The 14,617-nt window shown below is 67.0% G+C and carries 13 protein-coding genes and 1 riboswitch; of the genes, 6 read left to right on the top strand and 7 right to left on the bottom strand.

Going from position 1 to position 14,617, the window contains the following annotated elements:
- Positions 1–82: 82 nt before the first annotated feature.
- From ACYQ4W_RS01455 to ACYQ4W_RS01445, 3 genes are all read left to right on the top strand, one after another.
- Positions 83–2,824 carry a M16 family metallopeptidase gene (locus ACYQ4W_RS01455; protein ID WP_459852017.1) on the top strand — a complete coding sequence of 914 codons (2,742 nt, stop codon included), beginning with the start codon at positions 83–85 and terminating at the stop codon, positions 2,822–2,824.
- Between the two features lie 186 nt (positions 2,825–3,010).
- On the top strand, positions 3,011–3,343 hold the full coding sequence (locus tag ACYQ4W_RS01450; RefSeq protein ID WP_459852015.1) for a hypothetical protein: 333 nt from the start codon (positions 3,011–3,013) through the stop codon (positions 3,341–3,343).
- Positions 3,344–3,373: 30 nt separating this feature from the next.
- Positions 3,374–4,936 carry a fused MFS/spermidine synthase gene (locus ACYQ4W_RS01445; protein WP_459852013.1) on the top strand — a complete coding sequence of 521 codons (1,563 nt, stop codon included), beginning with the start codon at positions 3,374–3,376 and terminating at the stop codon, positions 4,934–4,936.
- Between the two features lie 95 nt (positions 4,937–5,031).
- Here the strand turns inward: ACYQ4W_RS01445 and cobT are convergent, their stop codons facing one another.
- On the bottom strand, positions 5,032–6,099 hold the full coding sequence (gene cobT, locus ACYQ4W_RS01440; RefSeq protein ID WP_459852011.1) for a nicotinate-nucleotide--dimethylbenzimidazole phosphoribosyltransferase: 1,068 nt from the start codon (positions 6,097–6,099) through the stop codon (positions 5,032–5,034).
- Positions 6,100–6,241: 142 nt separating this feature from the next.
- A riboswitch (cobalamin riboswitch) is annotated at positions 6,242–6,382 on the bottom strand.
- A 283-nt stretch (positions 6,383–6,665) separates the two neighbouring features.
- On the opposite strand from cobT, the gene ACYQ4W_RS01435 reads away from it, so the two are divergent.
- The 3 genes from ACYQ4W_RS01435 to ACYQ4W_RS01425 all read left to right on the top strand — a co-directional run bounded on the left by ACYQ4W_RS01435 (position 6,666) and on the right by ACYQ4W_RS01425 (position 9,839).
- The gene (locus ACYQ4W_RS01435) at positions 6,666–7,487 is read left to right on the top strand and encodes a WcbI family polysaccharide biosynthesis putative acetyltransferase (RefSeq protein WP_459852009.1); all 822 of its coding nucleotides are present in this window, start codon (positions 6,666–6,668) and stop codon (positions 7,485–7,487) included.
- A 3-nt stretch (positions 7,488–7,490) separates the two neighbouring features.
- Complete coding sequence (locus tag ACYQ4W_RS01430; protein WP_459852007.1) at positions 7,491–8,489, top strand: glycosyltransferase family protein; 999 nt, start codon at positions 7,491–7,493, stop codon at positions 8,487–8,489.
- A gap of 123 nt (positions 8,490–8,612) precedes the next feature.
- A complete protein-coding gene (locus ACYQ4W_RS01425; protein WP_459852004.1) occupies positions 8,613–9,839 on the top strand; it encodes a murein transglycosylase domain-containing protein in 1,227 nt (408 codons plus the stop codon).
- Between the two features lie 121 nt (positions 9,840–9,960).
- Here ACYQ4W_RS01425 and ACYQ4W_RS01420 read toward each other — a convergent pair whose 3' ends face one another.
- The 6 genes from ACYQ4W_RS01420 to ACYQ4W_RS01395 form a co-directional block, all read right to left on the bottom strand.
- Entirely contained in the window at positions 9,961–11,025 is a 1,065-nt protein-coding gene (locus ACYQ4W_RS01420) for an amidohydrolase family protein (protein WP_459852002.1), read from the bottom strand.
- Between the two features lie 195 nt (positions 11,026–11,220).
- Entirely contained in the window at positions 11,221–11,700 is a 480-nt protein-coding gene (locus ACYQ4W_RS01415; RefSeq protein WP_459852000.1) for a metallophosphoesterase family protein, read from the bottom strand.
- A gap of 30 nt (positions 11,701–11,730) precedes the next feature.
- Positions 11,731–12,594, bottom strand: coding sequence for an MlaA family lipoprotein (locus ACYQ4W_RS01410; protein WP_459851998.1), 864 nt, complete (start codon positions 12,592–12,594; stop codon positions 11,731–11,733).
- Between the two features lie 10 nt (positions 12,595–12,604).
- On the bottom strand, positions 12,605–13,231 hold the full coding sequence (locus ACYQ4W_RS01405; RefSeq protein WP_459851996.1) for an MlaC/ttg2D family ABC transporter substrate-binding protein: 627 nt from the start codon (positions 13,229–13,231) through the stop codon (positions 12,605–12,607).
- A 38-nt stretch (positions 13,232–13,269) separates the two neighbouring features.
- A complete protein-coding gene (gene mlaD / locus ACYQ4W_RS01400; RefSeq protein WP_459851994.1) occupies positions 13,270–13,713 on the bottom strand; it encodes an outer membrane lipid asymmetry maintenance protein MlaD in 444 nt (147 codons plus the stop codon).
- A gap of 60 nt (positions 13,714–13,773) precedes the next feature.
- Positions 13,774–14,610, bottom strand: coding sequence for an ABC transporter ATP-binding protein (locus ACYQ4W_RS01395; RefSeq protein WP_459851992.1), 837 nt, complete (start codon positions 14,608–14,610; stop codon positions 13,774–13,776).
- Between the last annotated feature and the right edge of the window lie 7 nt (positions 14,611–14,617).

The raw sequence follows: 14,617 nt of genomic DNA, 5'->3' as shown, positions 1-14,617 counted from the left end.
AACGCGCAAACACCGACGCGCGGACCGCAAAGGCCATGCCCAGCGGACCACGTCCCTTTTCACAAAACGCCAAGGAGTTTTCATGCGCCGCATCCTGTCCTGGCTTCTCGTCACCCTTATCGTCTTTTCCTCCGCCAGCGCCCTGGCGGCCAAAAAACGCGTGGCCAAAGACACGCGCCAAGTGCCCGCCGTTTCCGTTGCCACCGCGCCCGTCCATGTGGAGGCGCCCCAGGCCGACACCGAGCCCATGCCCGACAGCCACATCGACGGCGTGACCTTCATCCGCCTGAAAAACGGCTTGCAGGTGCTGGTGAAGGAGGACGACCGCTTCCCCCTGGCGCACATCCGCATGTTCGTGCATGCGGGCTCCGCCTACGAGACGCGCGCCCAGGCGGGCATAAGCCACGTGCTGGAGCACATGGTCTTCAAGGGCGCGGGCGACATGAAGCCCGGCGAGGTGGCCCGCCGCATCGAGGACGTGGGCGGCAGCCTCAACGCCGCCACAAGCTTCGACGACACCGTGTACCACGTGGAGGTGCCCGACGCCTCGTGGCGGCTCGGCCTTTCCGTGGTGGCCGACATGACCTTCAAGCCCGCGCTCATTCCCGCGCAGCTCACCAGCGAAAAAGAGGTGGTCCTGGCCGAGCTGAAGCGCGGCGAGGACACCCCGGGCAGCATGCTCTTTGAGACCCTGCAGGGCATGGTCTTCAAGGGCACCAGCTACGAGTGGCCCATCATCGGCTTCCGCGACACCGTGCGCGCCACCACCAGCCAGTCCATGCGCCAGTACATAGCGCCCCTGTACCAGCCCCAGAACATGCTGCTGTGCGTGGTGGGCAAGGTGAAGGCGGCGGAAGTGCTGGCCGAGGCCGAGCGTTTGCTTGGCGGCATCCAGAACACAGCGCGCATCACCCCGCCCACGCCCTTCGACCTGCAGAAGAACGCCGGACCGCGGCTCACCGTTGTGCCGGGCATGTGGAACAAGGTGCACCTGGGCCTGGCCCTGCCCGCGCCGGACTTCCTCTCCGGCAAGATGCCCGGGCTCGACATGCTGGCCCAGATCATGGGCGGCGACGAGACCTCCCGTCTGTACCGCAAGTTCAAGTACGAGCTGCGCCTGGTCGACTCCGTGAGCATGGGCATGAGCAACCTGGAGCGCGGCGGCATCATCATGATCTCCGCCACCCTCGACGCGGACAAGCTGCCCGCCTTCTGGGACGCGCTGACCAAGGAGCTGGCCCACTTCGACCCGAACAGCATCACCGATCTGGAGCTGAAGCGCGCCCGCACCAACATCGAGGCCGGCCTGTTCCTCTCGCGTGAGACCATCGGCGGCCTGGCCTCCAAGCTGGCGCACCAGTATGCCTTTGAGGGCGGCCAGCAGGGCGAGGCCAACTACCTTGCGGCCATCGCCACCATGAGCCGCGGCGAGCTCACCGCCCTGTACCGCGAGTTCATCCGGCCCGAGGCCCTGAGCGCCGCCATCTTGAGCCCCAAGGACGTGACCATCGACCAGGCCCCGCTGCTGGCCACGCTGAAGCGCAACTGGCCCGCGGCCAAAACCGCCGCGGCCAAGGCCGAGGCCAAGACCGGCGCGGCCGTGCGCCAGATCAGCCTTCCCGGCGGCAGCACCCTGGTGCTTCTGCCCGACGCCACCCTGCCCTACACCGCCGTGAGCCTGGCCTGGACCGGCGGCGACGGCCTGCTTGAACCCTCGGAGCAGGGCCTGGGCGCGCTCACGGCCTCGCTCATCACGCGGGGCACCAAGACCCGCACGGCCAACCAGGTGGAGGACTTCCTCTCCGACCGCGCGGCCAGCCTCATGGCCGGCACCGGGACCGAGACCTTCAACCTCAGCGCCAAGTTCCCCAGCCGCTTCACCCCGGACATGCTGGGCCTGCTGCGCGAGACCCTGACCAGCCCGGCCTTTGCCGACGCGGAGCTGGCCCGGACCAAGGAAGACCAGCTGAGCGCCATCAAGCGCACCGAGGACCAGCCCATCGGCCTGGCCTTCCGCAACATGCCGGGGCTGCTGTTCGCCTCGGCCCCGTACAACTACCTGCGCCTGGGCGAGCCCAAGCAGGTGGAGGGCTTCACCCGCGGGCAGGCCCAGGCCTATTGGAAGCGGCAAATGGCCCGGCCCTTCGTGCTCTCCGTGTGCGGCCAGTTCGACGAGGCCGCCCTCACCGCCTTTGCCCTGGGCCTGACCCAGGAGCTGGGCTTGGCCGACAAAAGCGCCGCGGCCAGCCCGGCCGGTCCGCAGTGGAAGCCCAAGGCCAAGGCCGAACTGCACCTGCCCGGCCGCAACCAGTCGCACCTGTTCGTGGTCTTCAAGGCCCCGGGACGCGAGAACCTGGACGAAAGCGCCCGGCTCTCCGTGCTGCGCGCGGCCCTGGCCGGGCAAAGCGGCCTGCTCTTCCGCGACATGCGCGACAAGCAGGGCCTGGGCTACACGGTCACGGCCTTCCTCTCGCAGTACAAGAACGCGGGCTTCCTGGCCTTCTACATCGGCTCCGACCCGGACAAGCTGCCCCAAGCGCTGGAGGGCTTCCGCAAGGCCGCGGCCGATCTGGTGGCCAAGCCCCTGCCCCAGGACGAGATCGTGCGCGCCAAGAACATCCTCTCCGGCGACTACTATCAGGACCGGCAGGGGCTCATGTCGCGCAGCCGCGAGGCCGCCGGAGCCGTGGTGCAGGGCTTTGACCGCGACGCCGAGCTGAAGCTTGTGGAGAAGGCGCAGACCCTGAGCCCGGAGGACGTGCGCCAGGCCGCCGCCCGCGTGCTCAAGTGGGAGGAGGCCTCCGTGCTGGAGGTCGCGCCCTAGGTTCGCGCCCTAGGTCTGCACCAAGGGTGAGCTTCAGGGCAGCCGGCCATCCGCCCAAGGGAGGCCTTGCCTGAAAGGCCGCCCATGGGCTAGAGACGATGGACGGCGAACCACAGGCTACGAACAGCGCCCGGCGCGTCCTTGCGGCGCGCCAAGCGGCGACGACAGAGACCACAAGGAGAGCGCATGGCCATATTCAAGGGAACCAAGACCAAGCCAGTGGAGGAGGACGCCAAACCCGACGCCCGCGTGACCCTGGCCAAAGACGTCTACATGGCCGGGCGCTTCAAGATCGTCACCCTGGACTCCATCCACGGACGCGAGGTGCTGGGCACCTTCGGCCTCATCGTGTGCCGCAGCTACACCTTCGACAACGCCTTCTACGGGCTCATCGCCCAGGCGCTTGAGGTCAACGCCGACGCCATCTTGGGCTACCGCGAGAGCGTGGCCTTCCACCCCGAGGGCGAGAAGTACTACTCCTGCTACGGCACGGCCGTGCGCCTCAAGCCCATCAAATAGTCCCAGCAACGCCAAAGGCCCGGATGCGCTATGCTCCGGGCCTTTTTTCGCGCCTTGGGCCAGGGCGCGGGCCTGGACAAGGCCGCGTGCCGCGTGCGAATGTTCCCCATGCTCGAAATAGCCGTATTCCTCTGCGGAGCCGTGGTCATGGTGCTGGAGCTCGCGGGCTCGCGCGTGTTGGCGCCCTTCCTCGGCACCTCCATCATCGTGTGGACAAGCCTCATCGGCGTGGTGCTGGGCTCCCTGAGCCTGGGCTACTGGTGGGGCGGCCGCGTGGCCGACAGACGCCCCCAGGCCAAGGTGCTGGCGCGCATCATCCTGCTGGCCGCGGTGGCCACCCTGCTTTTGGCCGGGCTCAAGGGCTTCATCCTCACCTTTCTGCAAAACCGCGCCAGCCTGTCCGTCTCCACCCTGGCGGCGACCGTGGCGCTCTTCGCCCCGGTCTCGGTGCTGCTCGGCATGGTTTCGCCCTTTGCCGCGCGCCTGCGCATGAACGACGCCAAGCACTCCGGCCGCACCGTGGGCAACCTGTACGCCCTGTCCACAGTGGGCAGCATCGCGGGCACCTTTGCCGCGGGCTTCTGGCTCACGGCCGCTGTGGGCACCACGAACCTCGTGCTGCTCATGGCCGGCGTGCTGATCATCGCCGCCGCCCTCGTGCACCGGGGCGACTGGAAGCCCAAGCTGGCGGCAGGCGCGCTCATCGTTCTGGCAACCGTGGCCCTGGGCCTTTTCGACACCGAACTGCGCGCGGCGAACATCCTCGACCTGGACACCCCGTACCAGCGCGTGCTGGTGTACAACGCCCGCAACTCCGAAACGGGCGAGCGCCTGCGCATGCTCTCCACCGGGCCGGAGGGCAGCCAGTCCGCCGTGGACCTGGCCGACGCCACGCGCCTGGCCCTGCCCTACACGCGCTACTACCGCCTGTCCGCGCACTTCCGGCCGGACGCCCAGCGCATGCTCATGCTGGGCGGCGGCGGGTATTCCTTTCCCAAATACGTGCTGAGCCACCGGGGCGAGTTCGGCGGCGCGCCGCACATGGACGTGGTGGAGATCGACCCCGGCATCACGGCCATAGCCGAGGACCACTTCATGCTGCGGCCCTTTCCCGGCCTCGCGGTGCACCACGACGACGCCCGGCGCTTTCTGAACCAGTGCGCGCCCGCCGCCTACCAAGTGGCCCTGGTGGACGTGTTCACCAGCCACCTTTCCGTGCCCTTCCACCTGGCCACGCAAGAGACCGCCCAGGCCCTTTCCCGCGCGCTGGACGAAAACGGCGTGGTGCTGGTGAACTGCATCAGCGCGGCCGAGGGGCCGAAAAGCCGCTTCTACCGGGCGCTTTTGGCCACCTACCGCTCGGTGTTCCCCCGCGTGGAGAGCTTTCTGCTGGAGCCGGAGGACCCGAAGGACCTGCAGAACATCATCCTGGTGGCGTTCAAGTCCCCGGCCGCGCCCATTTTCACCAGCGCCGACCCGGACTACGCGCCCCTGCTGGCCCACCGCTACCTGCCCCCGGCGCGCCTGCCGGGCGACCCGCCCGCCCTCACCGACGACTTCGCCCCGGTGGACCACTATCTGCTGAACCTTTAGCGCAAAAAAGGGCCGCCCGCGTCCGCGCAGGCGACCCCCCATTCGAGTGTTGTTCCGACACGCCGGAGACCGTCCGGGCGTGCGCGGTTTTGCGCCTAGGCCCCGGTGCTGACCCCGGCCGAGGCGAAGGAGGCCATGTCGTTGTACATGGCGCAGGCGCTGCGCAGCAGGAACATGGCCAGGGCCGCGCCCGTGCCCTCGCCCAGGCGGAAGCCCAGGTCGAGCAGGGGCTTCTTGCCCATCTGCTTCACGGCGTACTGGTGGCCCGGCTCGGCCGAGGCGTGGGAAAGCACGGTGTAGTCCGCCGTGGCCGGACAGAGCTTCCAGGCCGCAACCGCGGCCGCGGTGGAGATGAAGCCGTCCACGCAGACCAGCTGGCGGTTCTTGGCTCCGCCCAAGATGAGCCCGGCCAGGGCCGCGATCTCAAGCCCGCCCAGGGCCGTCAGAATCTCCAGCGCATCGCCCCCGGCCACCGCGCCGCCGTTGACCTTGAGCCCCTGGCGGATGACCTCCACCTTGCGGCTCACGCCGGTCTTGTCCAGACCCGTGCCGGGGCCGGTCATGTCCGCCGGGTCCAGGCCCAGGTAGGCGCAGTAGAGCGCGGTGGAGGGCGTGGTGTTGCCTATGCCCATGTCGCCGGTGCCCAGCACGCGCACGCCCTCGGCATTGGCGCGGTCGGCCAGATCCACGCCCAGCAGCAGCGCTTGCAGGCACTGCTCCGTGGTCATGGCCGGGCCCTTGGCCAAGTTTGCCGTGCCTTCCGCCACCTTGCCCCGAATGAGGCTAGGGTGCGCGTCGAAGTCCGGGCCCTTGCAGCCCGCGTCCACCACGTAGAGCTGCACCCCGGCGGTTTTGGCCAGCACGTTGATGCCCGCGCCGCCGTTCAGGAAGTTCAGCACCATCTGGCGCGAGACCTCCTGGGGAAATAGGCTCACGCCCTCCTCCACCACGCCGTGGTCGCCCGCGATGGTGTACACGCGGGCGGGGTCGGCCTGGGGCGCCTTGCCCTCCTGAACCAGATACAGTTGCAGGGCCAGCTCCTCCAAACGTCCCAGGCTGCCCTGGGGCTTGGTCAGGTTGTCCAGGTGGGCCTGGCCGGCCGGGGCCAGGGACAGATCCACCGGTGAAATGGACGAGAGGACGGCTTCGAGTTTGGCGCGCATGGGGGCTCCTTGGTTTACAGATGCCGGCAGGGGTGCCGGGTCGGCCTCGCCGGGCGGGCGGCAAAAAAAGGCCCGGCGGGCGCAAAAACGCCTACCGGAACCTTTTTCCATCAAGTTCCTAAAATATGACCACCGCGGACAGGTCTTCCGGCTTCCGGATCAATCTGGTGGAGACGGCCTTCCCGCCGGGCGATGCCCGTGCAGTGGCTGGGCGCTTCAAGCCCCGCGTCTCCCCAGTCCCCGGTTACGGCGATGGGATCGCCACGGAATCGCACCGTGTTCCGGGATGTCCGCCCGGTGGCTCTTTGCTACCGCAAGCCAAGCCGCTTTTCAAGGTCTTTGCGGGCTGGCCGTCAAGACAGAGGGGCAAGTCAAAGAGACAGGCCAGGCGGGCGAATGCCAGCCAAGCCAGGCCGCAGCGCTTTTCTCAGGTCGAGCCACTCGGGCACGGCCGCTCTGCCGCGCCGGGCAAGCCAAGAGGAAGGAGACAGGGTGCGATCCGCACAAGAGGCCCGTCTTCTCCTTGCGGCCGGGCTATGCGGCACGTTGATTGCAATCCTTTTCGCGTGGACAAACGCCTCGCCATACTGCACGCCAACTGCCAGGGCGAACCCCTGGCCGAGGCCTTGCGCGCCAGCCCGGAATTCGATCGGCGCTTCACCCCGCGCGTGCATTTGAACTACACCCGCGAGCCCATACCACAGACCGAGCTCGATGCCTGCGGCCTGTTCCTGTACCAGCACCTGGGCCAGGAATGGGGCGGGCTGGCCTCGACCGAACTGCTCAAGCGCCTGCCCACGGGGTGCCGCAGCCTGTGCATTCCCAACATGTTCTTCCGCGGACCCTGGCCCTTGTGGTCCGGCGCGCCGGGCTTCGACTACCGCGATGTGTTCCTCGACCACCTGCTGGACCTCGGGCTGCCCCGGCGCGACATCCTGCACCTGTATCTGCACACGCCCCTGGCCGCCAAGTACGACCTCGCGGCCCTGCTTGAGGAGACCATCGGCACGGAGCGCGCCCGCCAGGCCCACACTCCGGTGCCGTACCTGGACTATGTGCTCGAAAATTTCCATGCGCGGCCCTTGTTCCACACCATCAATCACCCAAGCGCGGAGCTGCTGGCCCACGCGGCAACGGGCATTCTCCGGCTGCTCGGCCTGGAGCCCCCGGACCAGGAGCGGCTGAAGCTGCTGCGCACCGGCTACGAGGATTTCACCCTGCCCATCCATCCCCAGGCGGCCGCATTCTATGGGCTGCGCTACGCCGACGCGCACACGCGCTACCCGGTCTACGGCAGGCAGAGAACCTTCGACGAATACGCCGCGGCCTATGTGGACTGCCGCCTGGCCGGCATCGACACCTTCATCGGCTATCTGCAGGTGGCGTGACCCATGACGCAGCCAACGCGCACCATCGCCTGGGTCGGCGGGCAGTTCTTCCAGCCGCACATGGAGGCCGAGGGCTTCCGCGCCGTGCACATCCCCATGGCCCGGCCCCAGGTCTTCGCCTGGGAGGACATGGTGCAGCGCTGCGCGGGCGCGCCGGACGCCGTGGTCTACTGCGACCGCAGCCTGCCGCCGCCCCTGCCCGGCGTGGAGCGTTTTCCCTGCCTCACGGCCTTCTACTGCATCGACTCGCACATCCACGGCTGGTACCCGCTGTACGCCGGGGCCTTCGACCTCTGCGCCGTGAGCCTGCGCGACCATGTTGCGCGCTTCGAGGCCGAGCTCCCGCCCGGCCGGGTCATCTGGCTGCCGCCCTTTGCCGAGGACAGGTACCGGCCCGCCAAGGCCGAAAAGACCTTCGACCTGCTGTTCGCCGGCACGGTGAACCCGGAGACCACGCCGCAGCGGCACGAGTTTTTGGCCCGGCTGGCCGCCCTGTTCCCCAGCCTTGCCGTGCGCCAGGGAGACTTCAACCAGCTGCTGCCCCAGGCGCGGGTGGTGCTGAACATCGCCGAGCGCGGCGACCTGAATTTCCGGGTGTTCGAGGCCCTGGCCTGCGGCTCCTGCCTGCTCACCCCGGCCATCGCCAACGGGCAACCTGAGCTGTTCCGCGCTGGCGAGCACTTCATCACCTATGCCCCCAACGATCCGGCCGACGCGGCGGACAAGGCCCGCGCCCTGCTGGCCGACCACGCCCGGCGCGACGCCCTGGCCCAGGCCGGGCGCGCCCTTGTGGACGCCAAGCACCGGCCCGCGCACCGGGCCAAGACCCTGGCCGCGTTGCTGCGCCAAGGTTTTGACGACAAGCTCGCGGCCCGGCGTCTTGCCCAGCCGGATGCGGCGCTGCGCAAACGCCTGCGCCTCATGTATCTGCACTGGGCCGAGCAAGGCGGCGAGCCCGGCCTTTGCGCCCGCTACCTGGCCGAGGCCCGCGCCCTGGCCTGAGCCTTTGCGCTGGCATGAAATCTGCTTTCCTGGCAGCATGATGCCGCGCCAGAGTGCGCCCGGCCAACCGCTGCCCAGCGCGCAGCCACGCCAAAGCCGCGCACCCGGCGCAAGGAGTAGCGCATGCCCCCCTGTCCACGCACCCATGTTCCAAAAACTCCGGTCCCGCGCCGCAGGAGCGCTCCTGTTCTGCGCGCCTGCGGCCTGGCCCTGGCCGGGTGCTTGCTGCTGGCCTCCTGCTCCGCCTCGGACGCGGTGAGCATTGCCCGCGTGGCCAGCGGCGACACCAACGCCGCAGTGGGCATGGCGCGCAACAAGGCCATCCGCTACGCCACCAACCCCAGCGCCATCACGGCCGACTACAAGCGCTTCAAGAACCTGCTGGCGACCTTCCGCCGGGCCGTGGGCGGCACCTGGGGCCAGGGCGACGCCAAGGAGGCCAAGCCCAAGGAGTACGTGAAGTACACCAACAACTATCTTTCCCGCGCCAGCGTCGATTTCGAGGAAGGCCGCATCACGGTTGAGACCCTGGACCAGAACGCGCCGCACAAGAGCCTGCGCGAGGCCATCGTCACCACGCTTTTGACGCCCTACGATCCGCGCGCCGTGGACATGTACTCCAGCGGCCCGGTGAAGCTCGGCGGCACGCCGTTCCTGCTGGGCGAGGTGAAGGACCAGCGCGGCCAGAACATCAAGACCGAGGAGCAGGCCGAGGCCTTTGCCCGCGCCATCATGGAGAACGGCGTGCGCGAGCGCCCCGGAGACATCCCCGGCAAGACCGTGAGCTACGTGGTCATCCCCATGGCCACCGACCACATGTACGTGCGCGCCGCCAAGTTCAAGCCCATGGTCGAGGATGCCTCCCGCCGCTTCAACGTGCCGCGCAACCTCATCTACGCCATCATCCGCGTGGAGAGCGACTTCAACCCCTACGCCATCAACGGCGTGCCCGCGGTGGGCCTCATGCAGATAGTGCCGCAAACCGCCGGGGCCGAGGTGCAGCAATACCTGACCAAGAAGCGCGGCGAGCCCAGCAAGGCCTATCTCTTCGATCCCGAGAACAACATCATGTTCGGCGCCGCGTACCTAAGCCTGCTGGACACCCGGCACCTTGCCGGCGTGGGCAACCCTGTGAGCCGCGAGTACTGCGTCATCGCCTCGTACAACGGCGGCAGCGGCGCGCTGCTCAAGACCTTCAACCGCGCCGACCGCGCCAAGGCCCTGGACGTCATCAACAGCCGGTCGCCCCTGGCCGTGTACGAGACCATCACCCAAAGCCACGCGGCCGAGGAAACGCGCATGTACCTGAAGAAGGTGCTGGCGGCGAAGAAGCAGTTCGTGGGCATGTAGCGGAAGTGCAAATCGTGCGGCCGCGAAGGCGGGTTCGCGGGCCGTTACGTGCGCGGCGCAGGCAGAGCCTCTCGGTCCCCTGGGATCTGCGGCAAAGGCTTCGCGCCGGAGTGGCGCGCTCCTACCGCCAGTCCCGGCCGCTCATGAGCTTCCAGGCGTTCTGATAGGCGATCTTGGCCCCGGCCTCGGGGCTCAGGCTGCGCAAAATGAGCCGGCGGAAGTTGCCGGTCACGCGCTCGTAATTGTCCCAGCGCCCGGTGTTCACGTCCGAGCCGAATACGAAGCGGTCGGCGTGCTCCTCAAACAGCGCCCGCCACTGGCTGTTCAGCCTGGCGTCGGGCTGGTCCTTGCCCTTGTCCGGGTTGATGTTGTCGTACAGCACGGCGTCCACCTGCCGGGTGCCCCTGTGGGTACTGCCCGGCGGCGACTGGTTCAGATCGAAGTACAGGTTCGGATGGCGCGCAAGCATGGCGCGCACGCCCTCCGGCGTGGGCAGCACGGTCCAGGTGGCGCGGTTGCGGTTGCGGCCCACGTGGCACCAAATGACCTTGGCCCTGGGATGCCGGACCAGCATGCGCTCCAGCTCCGGCAAAAGCGCATCCTCGGCCTCGTGATGCAGCAGAAACGGCAGCCCGCTCGCCTCGGCCAGGCGAAACACGGCCTCGAAACTCTCGGAATCCACGGGCAGATGCACGTCGCGGTCGTTGGTGCTGGAGACATAGTGCCGGGCCTCGAACTCGCCCATGGCGAAGTAGCGCCCGGTGGCGACATCCGCCGCCAGTTCGGTCAGCAAAGACGGGTCGCGTCCGTGCCACCGCGGGCCGTCGCCGTGGATGGTCGTGGGCACCAGCCGCGCGGGATGCGCCGCCGCGTCGGCCAGGGCGTGGGCGCTGCCGTTGCGCTCGTTCTGGCCGAGCCAGGTAAGCGCCACCCCGGCCTTGTCCATCTTCTCAATCAGCGTGGCCAGGGGCAGCTTGCCACCCCAGTGGTGCTCCACGTCGATGAGCGGTGTTTGCCCGCGCGCCTGCACGGCGCGGAGTTCCGCCGCATAGCCGTCAAGCAGGGCCGTGCGGTCGGACGCTGACGACTGGACGGTGGCGCTCCCGCCCTGCCCTTCGGCACGGCTTGGACTCGGATGAACGACAACGAATGGGAGTGCCAGCAGCACCAGCAGGAGCGCAGGCAAGGGGATATGCGGCGAAGGACGGCGGGAAGGCAAGGCACGGCGTTTCGCCACGTTTCGCGTCATGTCGCCTCCGGCCCGGCTGGGCGCTTCAGGTTTGACGGAAAGGCCGGCGGCCGCGCAGGGTCGATGCGGTTGTCCGCCGACCAGGACGAGCCGCGTCAAGTACGGCGAAAAGGCATGCGGCTCCGGCTGCGGCTAAAGATCCACGAAGGTGCAGCCCATGGCGCCGTCGTCCGCGATGTCGAGCAGGGCGAAGGAGCCCTCGGCCAGGCTGCCGGGGTTCAGGATGCGCGCGCCCTTGTGCTCCGCGAAGTGGCGGCGGTGGGTGTGGCCGAAGCAGACCAGATCGTGCTTGGGGAACAGCTCGGCCACGCGCAGCCAGACCGTGCTGCGTTCGCCCCAGCCGTGGGCCATGCCGAAGGTGATTTCGCCGCCCGGCAGGGCCAGGGTGCGGCTCAAGGTCTGGGGCACGTCGTGGTCGAGGATGAAGTGGTCGCAGTTGCCGCGCACGCAATAAAAGCGAGGGTGCCGGCACAGGTAGTGATAAAGAGCGGCGCCCACCATGTCGCCGCAGTGAAGCAGGACATCGGCGGGCGCGAAATGCTCTTCGTAGAGGGCGCAGAATCGTTCGTCAGGACCGCTTAAGTGCGTGTCGGAAATGACGGCCAGACGCATGGAGTTTACCTGGAGGCGAAACCGACCGCCCTAGTCGTTCATCTTCTTGAAGCGCAGGCGCAGGTAGGCGTCGCGCACGGCCTCGTACGGGTCGACGGAGGCTTCCTTCAAGGTCTCGTAGTCGCCAAGGCGCAGCGAAGTCTCGTTGACCTTGTCGTAGCCCTTGGTGGCCATGGACCAGTACCAGGGGTTGATGTAGCTCGTCGGGGTCAGGAAGTAGTCGCCCGCGTAGCCCAGGGTGTCGCGGCCGGTGGAGGGGCCGAGGAAGGGCCACACCAGATAGAAGCCGTTGCCGGCGCCCCAGTAGCCGAAGGTCAGGCCCAGGTCCTGCTCGGTGGAGCCGATGGGCTTGTAGGTCTTGCTGTCCGAGGTGATGTCCGCGAAGCCACCCAGGCCGAAGGCCGTGTTGCCGATGAAGCGCGAGGTCTCCACCGCGGCGGCGTCGAACTTGGCCTGCAGCATGAGGCTGGTGAAGCGCACCGGGTACATGAGGTTGTGGAAGAAGTTGTGCACCCACAGGCGCGGGCGTTCGGGCACGGCGTACGAATAGCCCTGGGCCACGGGCTTGAGGGCCCAGAAGTAGAGCTTGTCGTTGAAACCGAACCACATGCGGTTCCAGCCCTCGAGCGGGTCCGGTGTGCCGGCGGCCTGGTCGGCCATGCTCATGTTCTGCGGCGCGCCGACTGTGCGCTTGATGATCTTGCCGTTCTCGTCCCAGATGTCGTCGTCGCCGTAGGCCAGCAAAACCGGCCCGGAGGCGAGCAACGCAGGGGCCTTCTCGGCCACGGGCTTGTCCGCGGCCAAGGCCGTGCCGACGCACACCACTGTCAGAGCCGCGGCAGCGAGCAAATGCTGCAGCCAGCCGCGTCCGAGAACTTCTTTGCGCACGCTCATGGACTTCCCCCTACTTGCCGACGACATCATCAACGTTCTTGCCTTCATCCAAGGCCTTGATCTTGTCCTTGATGCGCTGGATGAGCTGGTCCGGGGTCTCCCGCGACAGAATCTTGGAGAACTGCGTGCGGTAGTTCTTCACCAGGCTCACGCCCTCGATGACCACGTCATAGACCATCCACTGGTCGTGCTTGATCATGACGTAGTTGATGGGCACGTTCTTGTCCTTCATCAGCACTTGGGTGTTGATGAAGGCGTGGGTGCCGTCAACCTGCTCCTTGAGGTATTCAACCTTCTCGTTGTTGAATTTCTCAAGCTTGCGGATGTAAGTCTTTTCCAGCAGCTCGGAGAAGCTGGCCACGAACTCGTCCTGCTGCTTGGGCGTATATTTGTTCCACGACTCGGCCAGGGCGCGGCGGGAAAGCTCACGCCAGTCGAAGAAGCTGTCGGCCACGACGCGCATTTTGCGCTGGCGCTCGACACGCTTGGCCGGTCCCTTCAAGGCCGGGTCGGAAAGAATCGCAATCACTTTGTCGATGCCTATCTTCAGGCGGTTCTGGGGCTCTCCGGCAAAGGCCATGGACGAGACGGCCAGGACAAGAATCAATATACTAAGAACACAGGATATTTTTTTCATCGGTGCGTAACCTACCATAGTGTGCATAGACGGAATCTTTAAACGCCGCCAAAAACATACTTACTGATTAATTCCTCAAGGTCAATAGAGGATTCCGTGTCGCGCAGAACAGCGCCCGCCTTGAGGGGCTCGCCGCCGCCGCGCGAAATCTTGATGTACTTATCGCCAATAAGACCGCTGGTTTTCACCGAGGCAATGGTGTCGTCCGTCAGCTTCACGTCCTTGCGGATCTTGAGCGTCACAACACTCATGCCGGAGTCCTGGTCGATGCCGATGCTTTCGACAAAGCCCATTTCCACGCCGTACATCTGCACGGGCGCGTTCACCTTGAGTCCGGTCACGTCGTTGAACATGGCCTTGACCGCGTAGTCGTTGTCCGAAAACAAATGCACGTTGCCCAGCTTGACGCTCATGTAGGCGATGGCCAGAAAGCCCACCAGCACGAACAGGCCGACCTGCGTTTCCTTGGAGTATTTCTTCATTCCTCACCTCGTTTGTGTGGCCCTGTTGCTTGCGCCAGGGCCGCTCGGCAGCGGCTTCGGCTACTGTTCTTCGTCCAAATATCCGGAGCAGTCGCGCTTCATCAGCTTGAAATCAAGGGGCGGCATGGTCAGCCGCGGCGTAGTGCGCTCCGCGGCCTGGCGGTCCAGGAAGCGGCGCAGGTATTCGTCCTGCGTGGCCTCAAGCTCCGCAAGGGAGCCCTGAAAGAGCACGCGGGCGTCGCCCAGCACCAGCACATGGTCGGCAATGGTGCGCATGCTGTCCAGGTCGTGGCTCACCACCACCAGGGTCATGTCGGAGCGGCGCTTGAGCTCCAGCAGCAGCTGGTCAAGCTCCGCCGCGGTCACGGGGTCCAAGCCGCTTGTGGGCTCGTCGCAAAAAAGCAGGGGCGGGTCCATGACCATGGCCCGGGCCAGCCCGGCGCGCTTGCGCATGCCGCCGGAAAGCTCGTTGGGGAAATAGTCGTGGAAGTCGGCCAGGCCCACCAGGCCGAGCTTGGCCAGAACGCGCTCATGCACGTCCTTTTCGCTCAGGCGCGTGTGCTCGCGCAGGGGCAGGGCCACGTTGTCGCCCAGGGTCAGCGATCCCAGCAGCGCGCCGTCCTGAAACAGCACGCCCATGCGCTGGCGCAGGCAGTGCATGCCCCGGCGGTCCAGCTTGGCCAGGTCGTGCCCGCCGATGACGATGCGTCCGGACAGCGCGGGGTGCAGCTTCAAAATGTGCTTGAGCAGGGTGGACTTGCCGCAGCCCGAGCCGCCCAGGATGACCGAAATTTTCCCGCCGGGCAGCGTCGCGTCGATGTTGCTCACCACGGCATGCTCGCCGTAGCCGATGGTGAGTCCCTCCAAGAGGATGTCCGGTGTGGTCTGCTGGGTCACGTCCATA

The sequence above is a fragment of the Humidesulfovibrio idahonensis genome (genome assembly GCF_054657715.1).
Note: the sequence above shows the minus strand (reverse complement) of the source record. Positions and strands in the feature narration are given on the sequence as shown.

What these genes read in the sequence shown, in the direction of transcription:
- ACYQ4W_RS01455 (WP_459852017.1), top strand. Translation starts at nt 83, where the DNA reads ATGCGCCGCATCCTGTCCTGGCTTCTCGTCACCCTTATCGTCTTTTCC.
- ACYQ4W_RS01450 (WP_459852015.1), top strand. Translation starts at nt 3,011, where the DNA reads ATGGCCATATTCAAGGGAACCAAGACCAAGCCAGTGGAGGAGGACGCC.
- ACYQ4W_RS01445 (WP_459852013.1), top strand. Translation starts at nt 3,374, where the DNA reads ATGCTCCGGGCCTTTTTTCGCGCCTTGGGCCAGGGCGCGGGCCTGGAC.
- cobT (WP_459852011.1), bottom strand. Translation starts at nt 6,099, where the DNA reads ATGCGCGCCAAACTCGAAGCCGTCCTCTCGTCCATTTCACCGGTGGAT.
- ACYQ4W_RS01430 (WP_459852007.1), top strand. Translation starts at nt 7,491, where the DNA reads ATGACGCAGCCAACGCGCACCATCGCCTGGGTCGGCGGGCAGTTCTTC.
- ACYQ4W_RS01425 (WP_459852004.1), top strand. Translation starts at nt 8,613, where the DNA reads ATGCCCCCCTGTCCACGCACCCATGTTCCAAAAACTCCGGTCCCGCGC.
- ACYQ4W_RS01415 (WP_459852000.1), bottom strand. Translation starts at nt 11,700, where the DNA reads ATGCGTCTGGCCGTCATTTCCGACACGCACTTAAGCGGTCCTGACGAA.
- ACYQ4W_RS01410 (WP_459851998.1), bottom strand. Translation starts at nt 12,594, where the DNA reads ATGAGCGTGCGCAAAGAAGTTCTCGGACGCGGCTGGCTGCAGCATTTG.
- ACYQ4W_RS01405 (WP_459851996.1), bottom strand. Translation starts at nt 13,231, where the DNA reads ATGAAAAAAATATCCTGTGTTCTTAGTATATTGATTCTTGTCCTGGCC.
- mlaD (WP_459851994.1), bottom strand. Translation starts at nt 13,713, where the DNA reads ATGAAGAAATACTCCAAGGAAACGCAGGTCGGCCTGTTCGTGCTGGTG.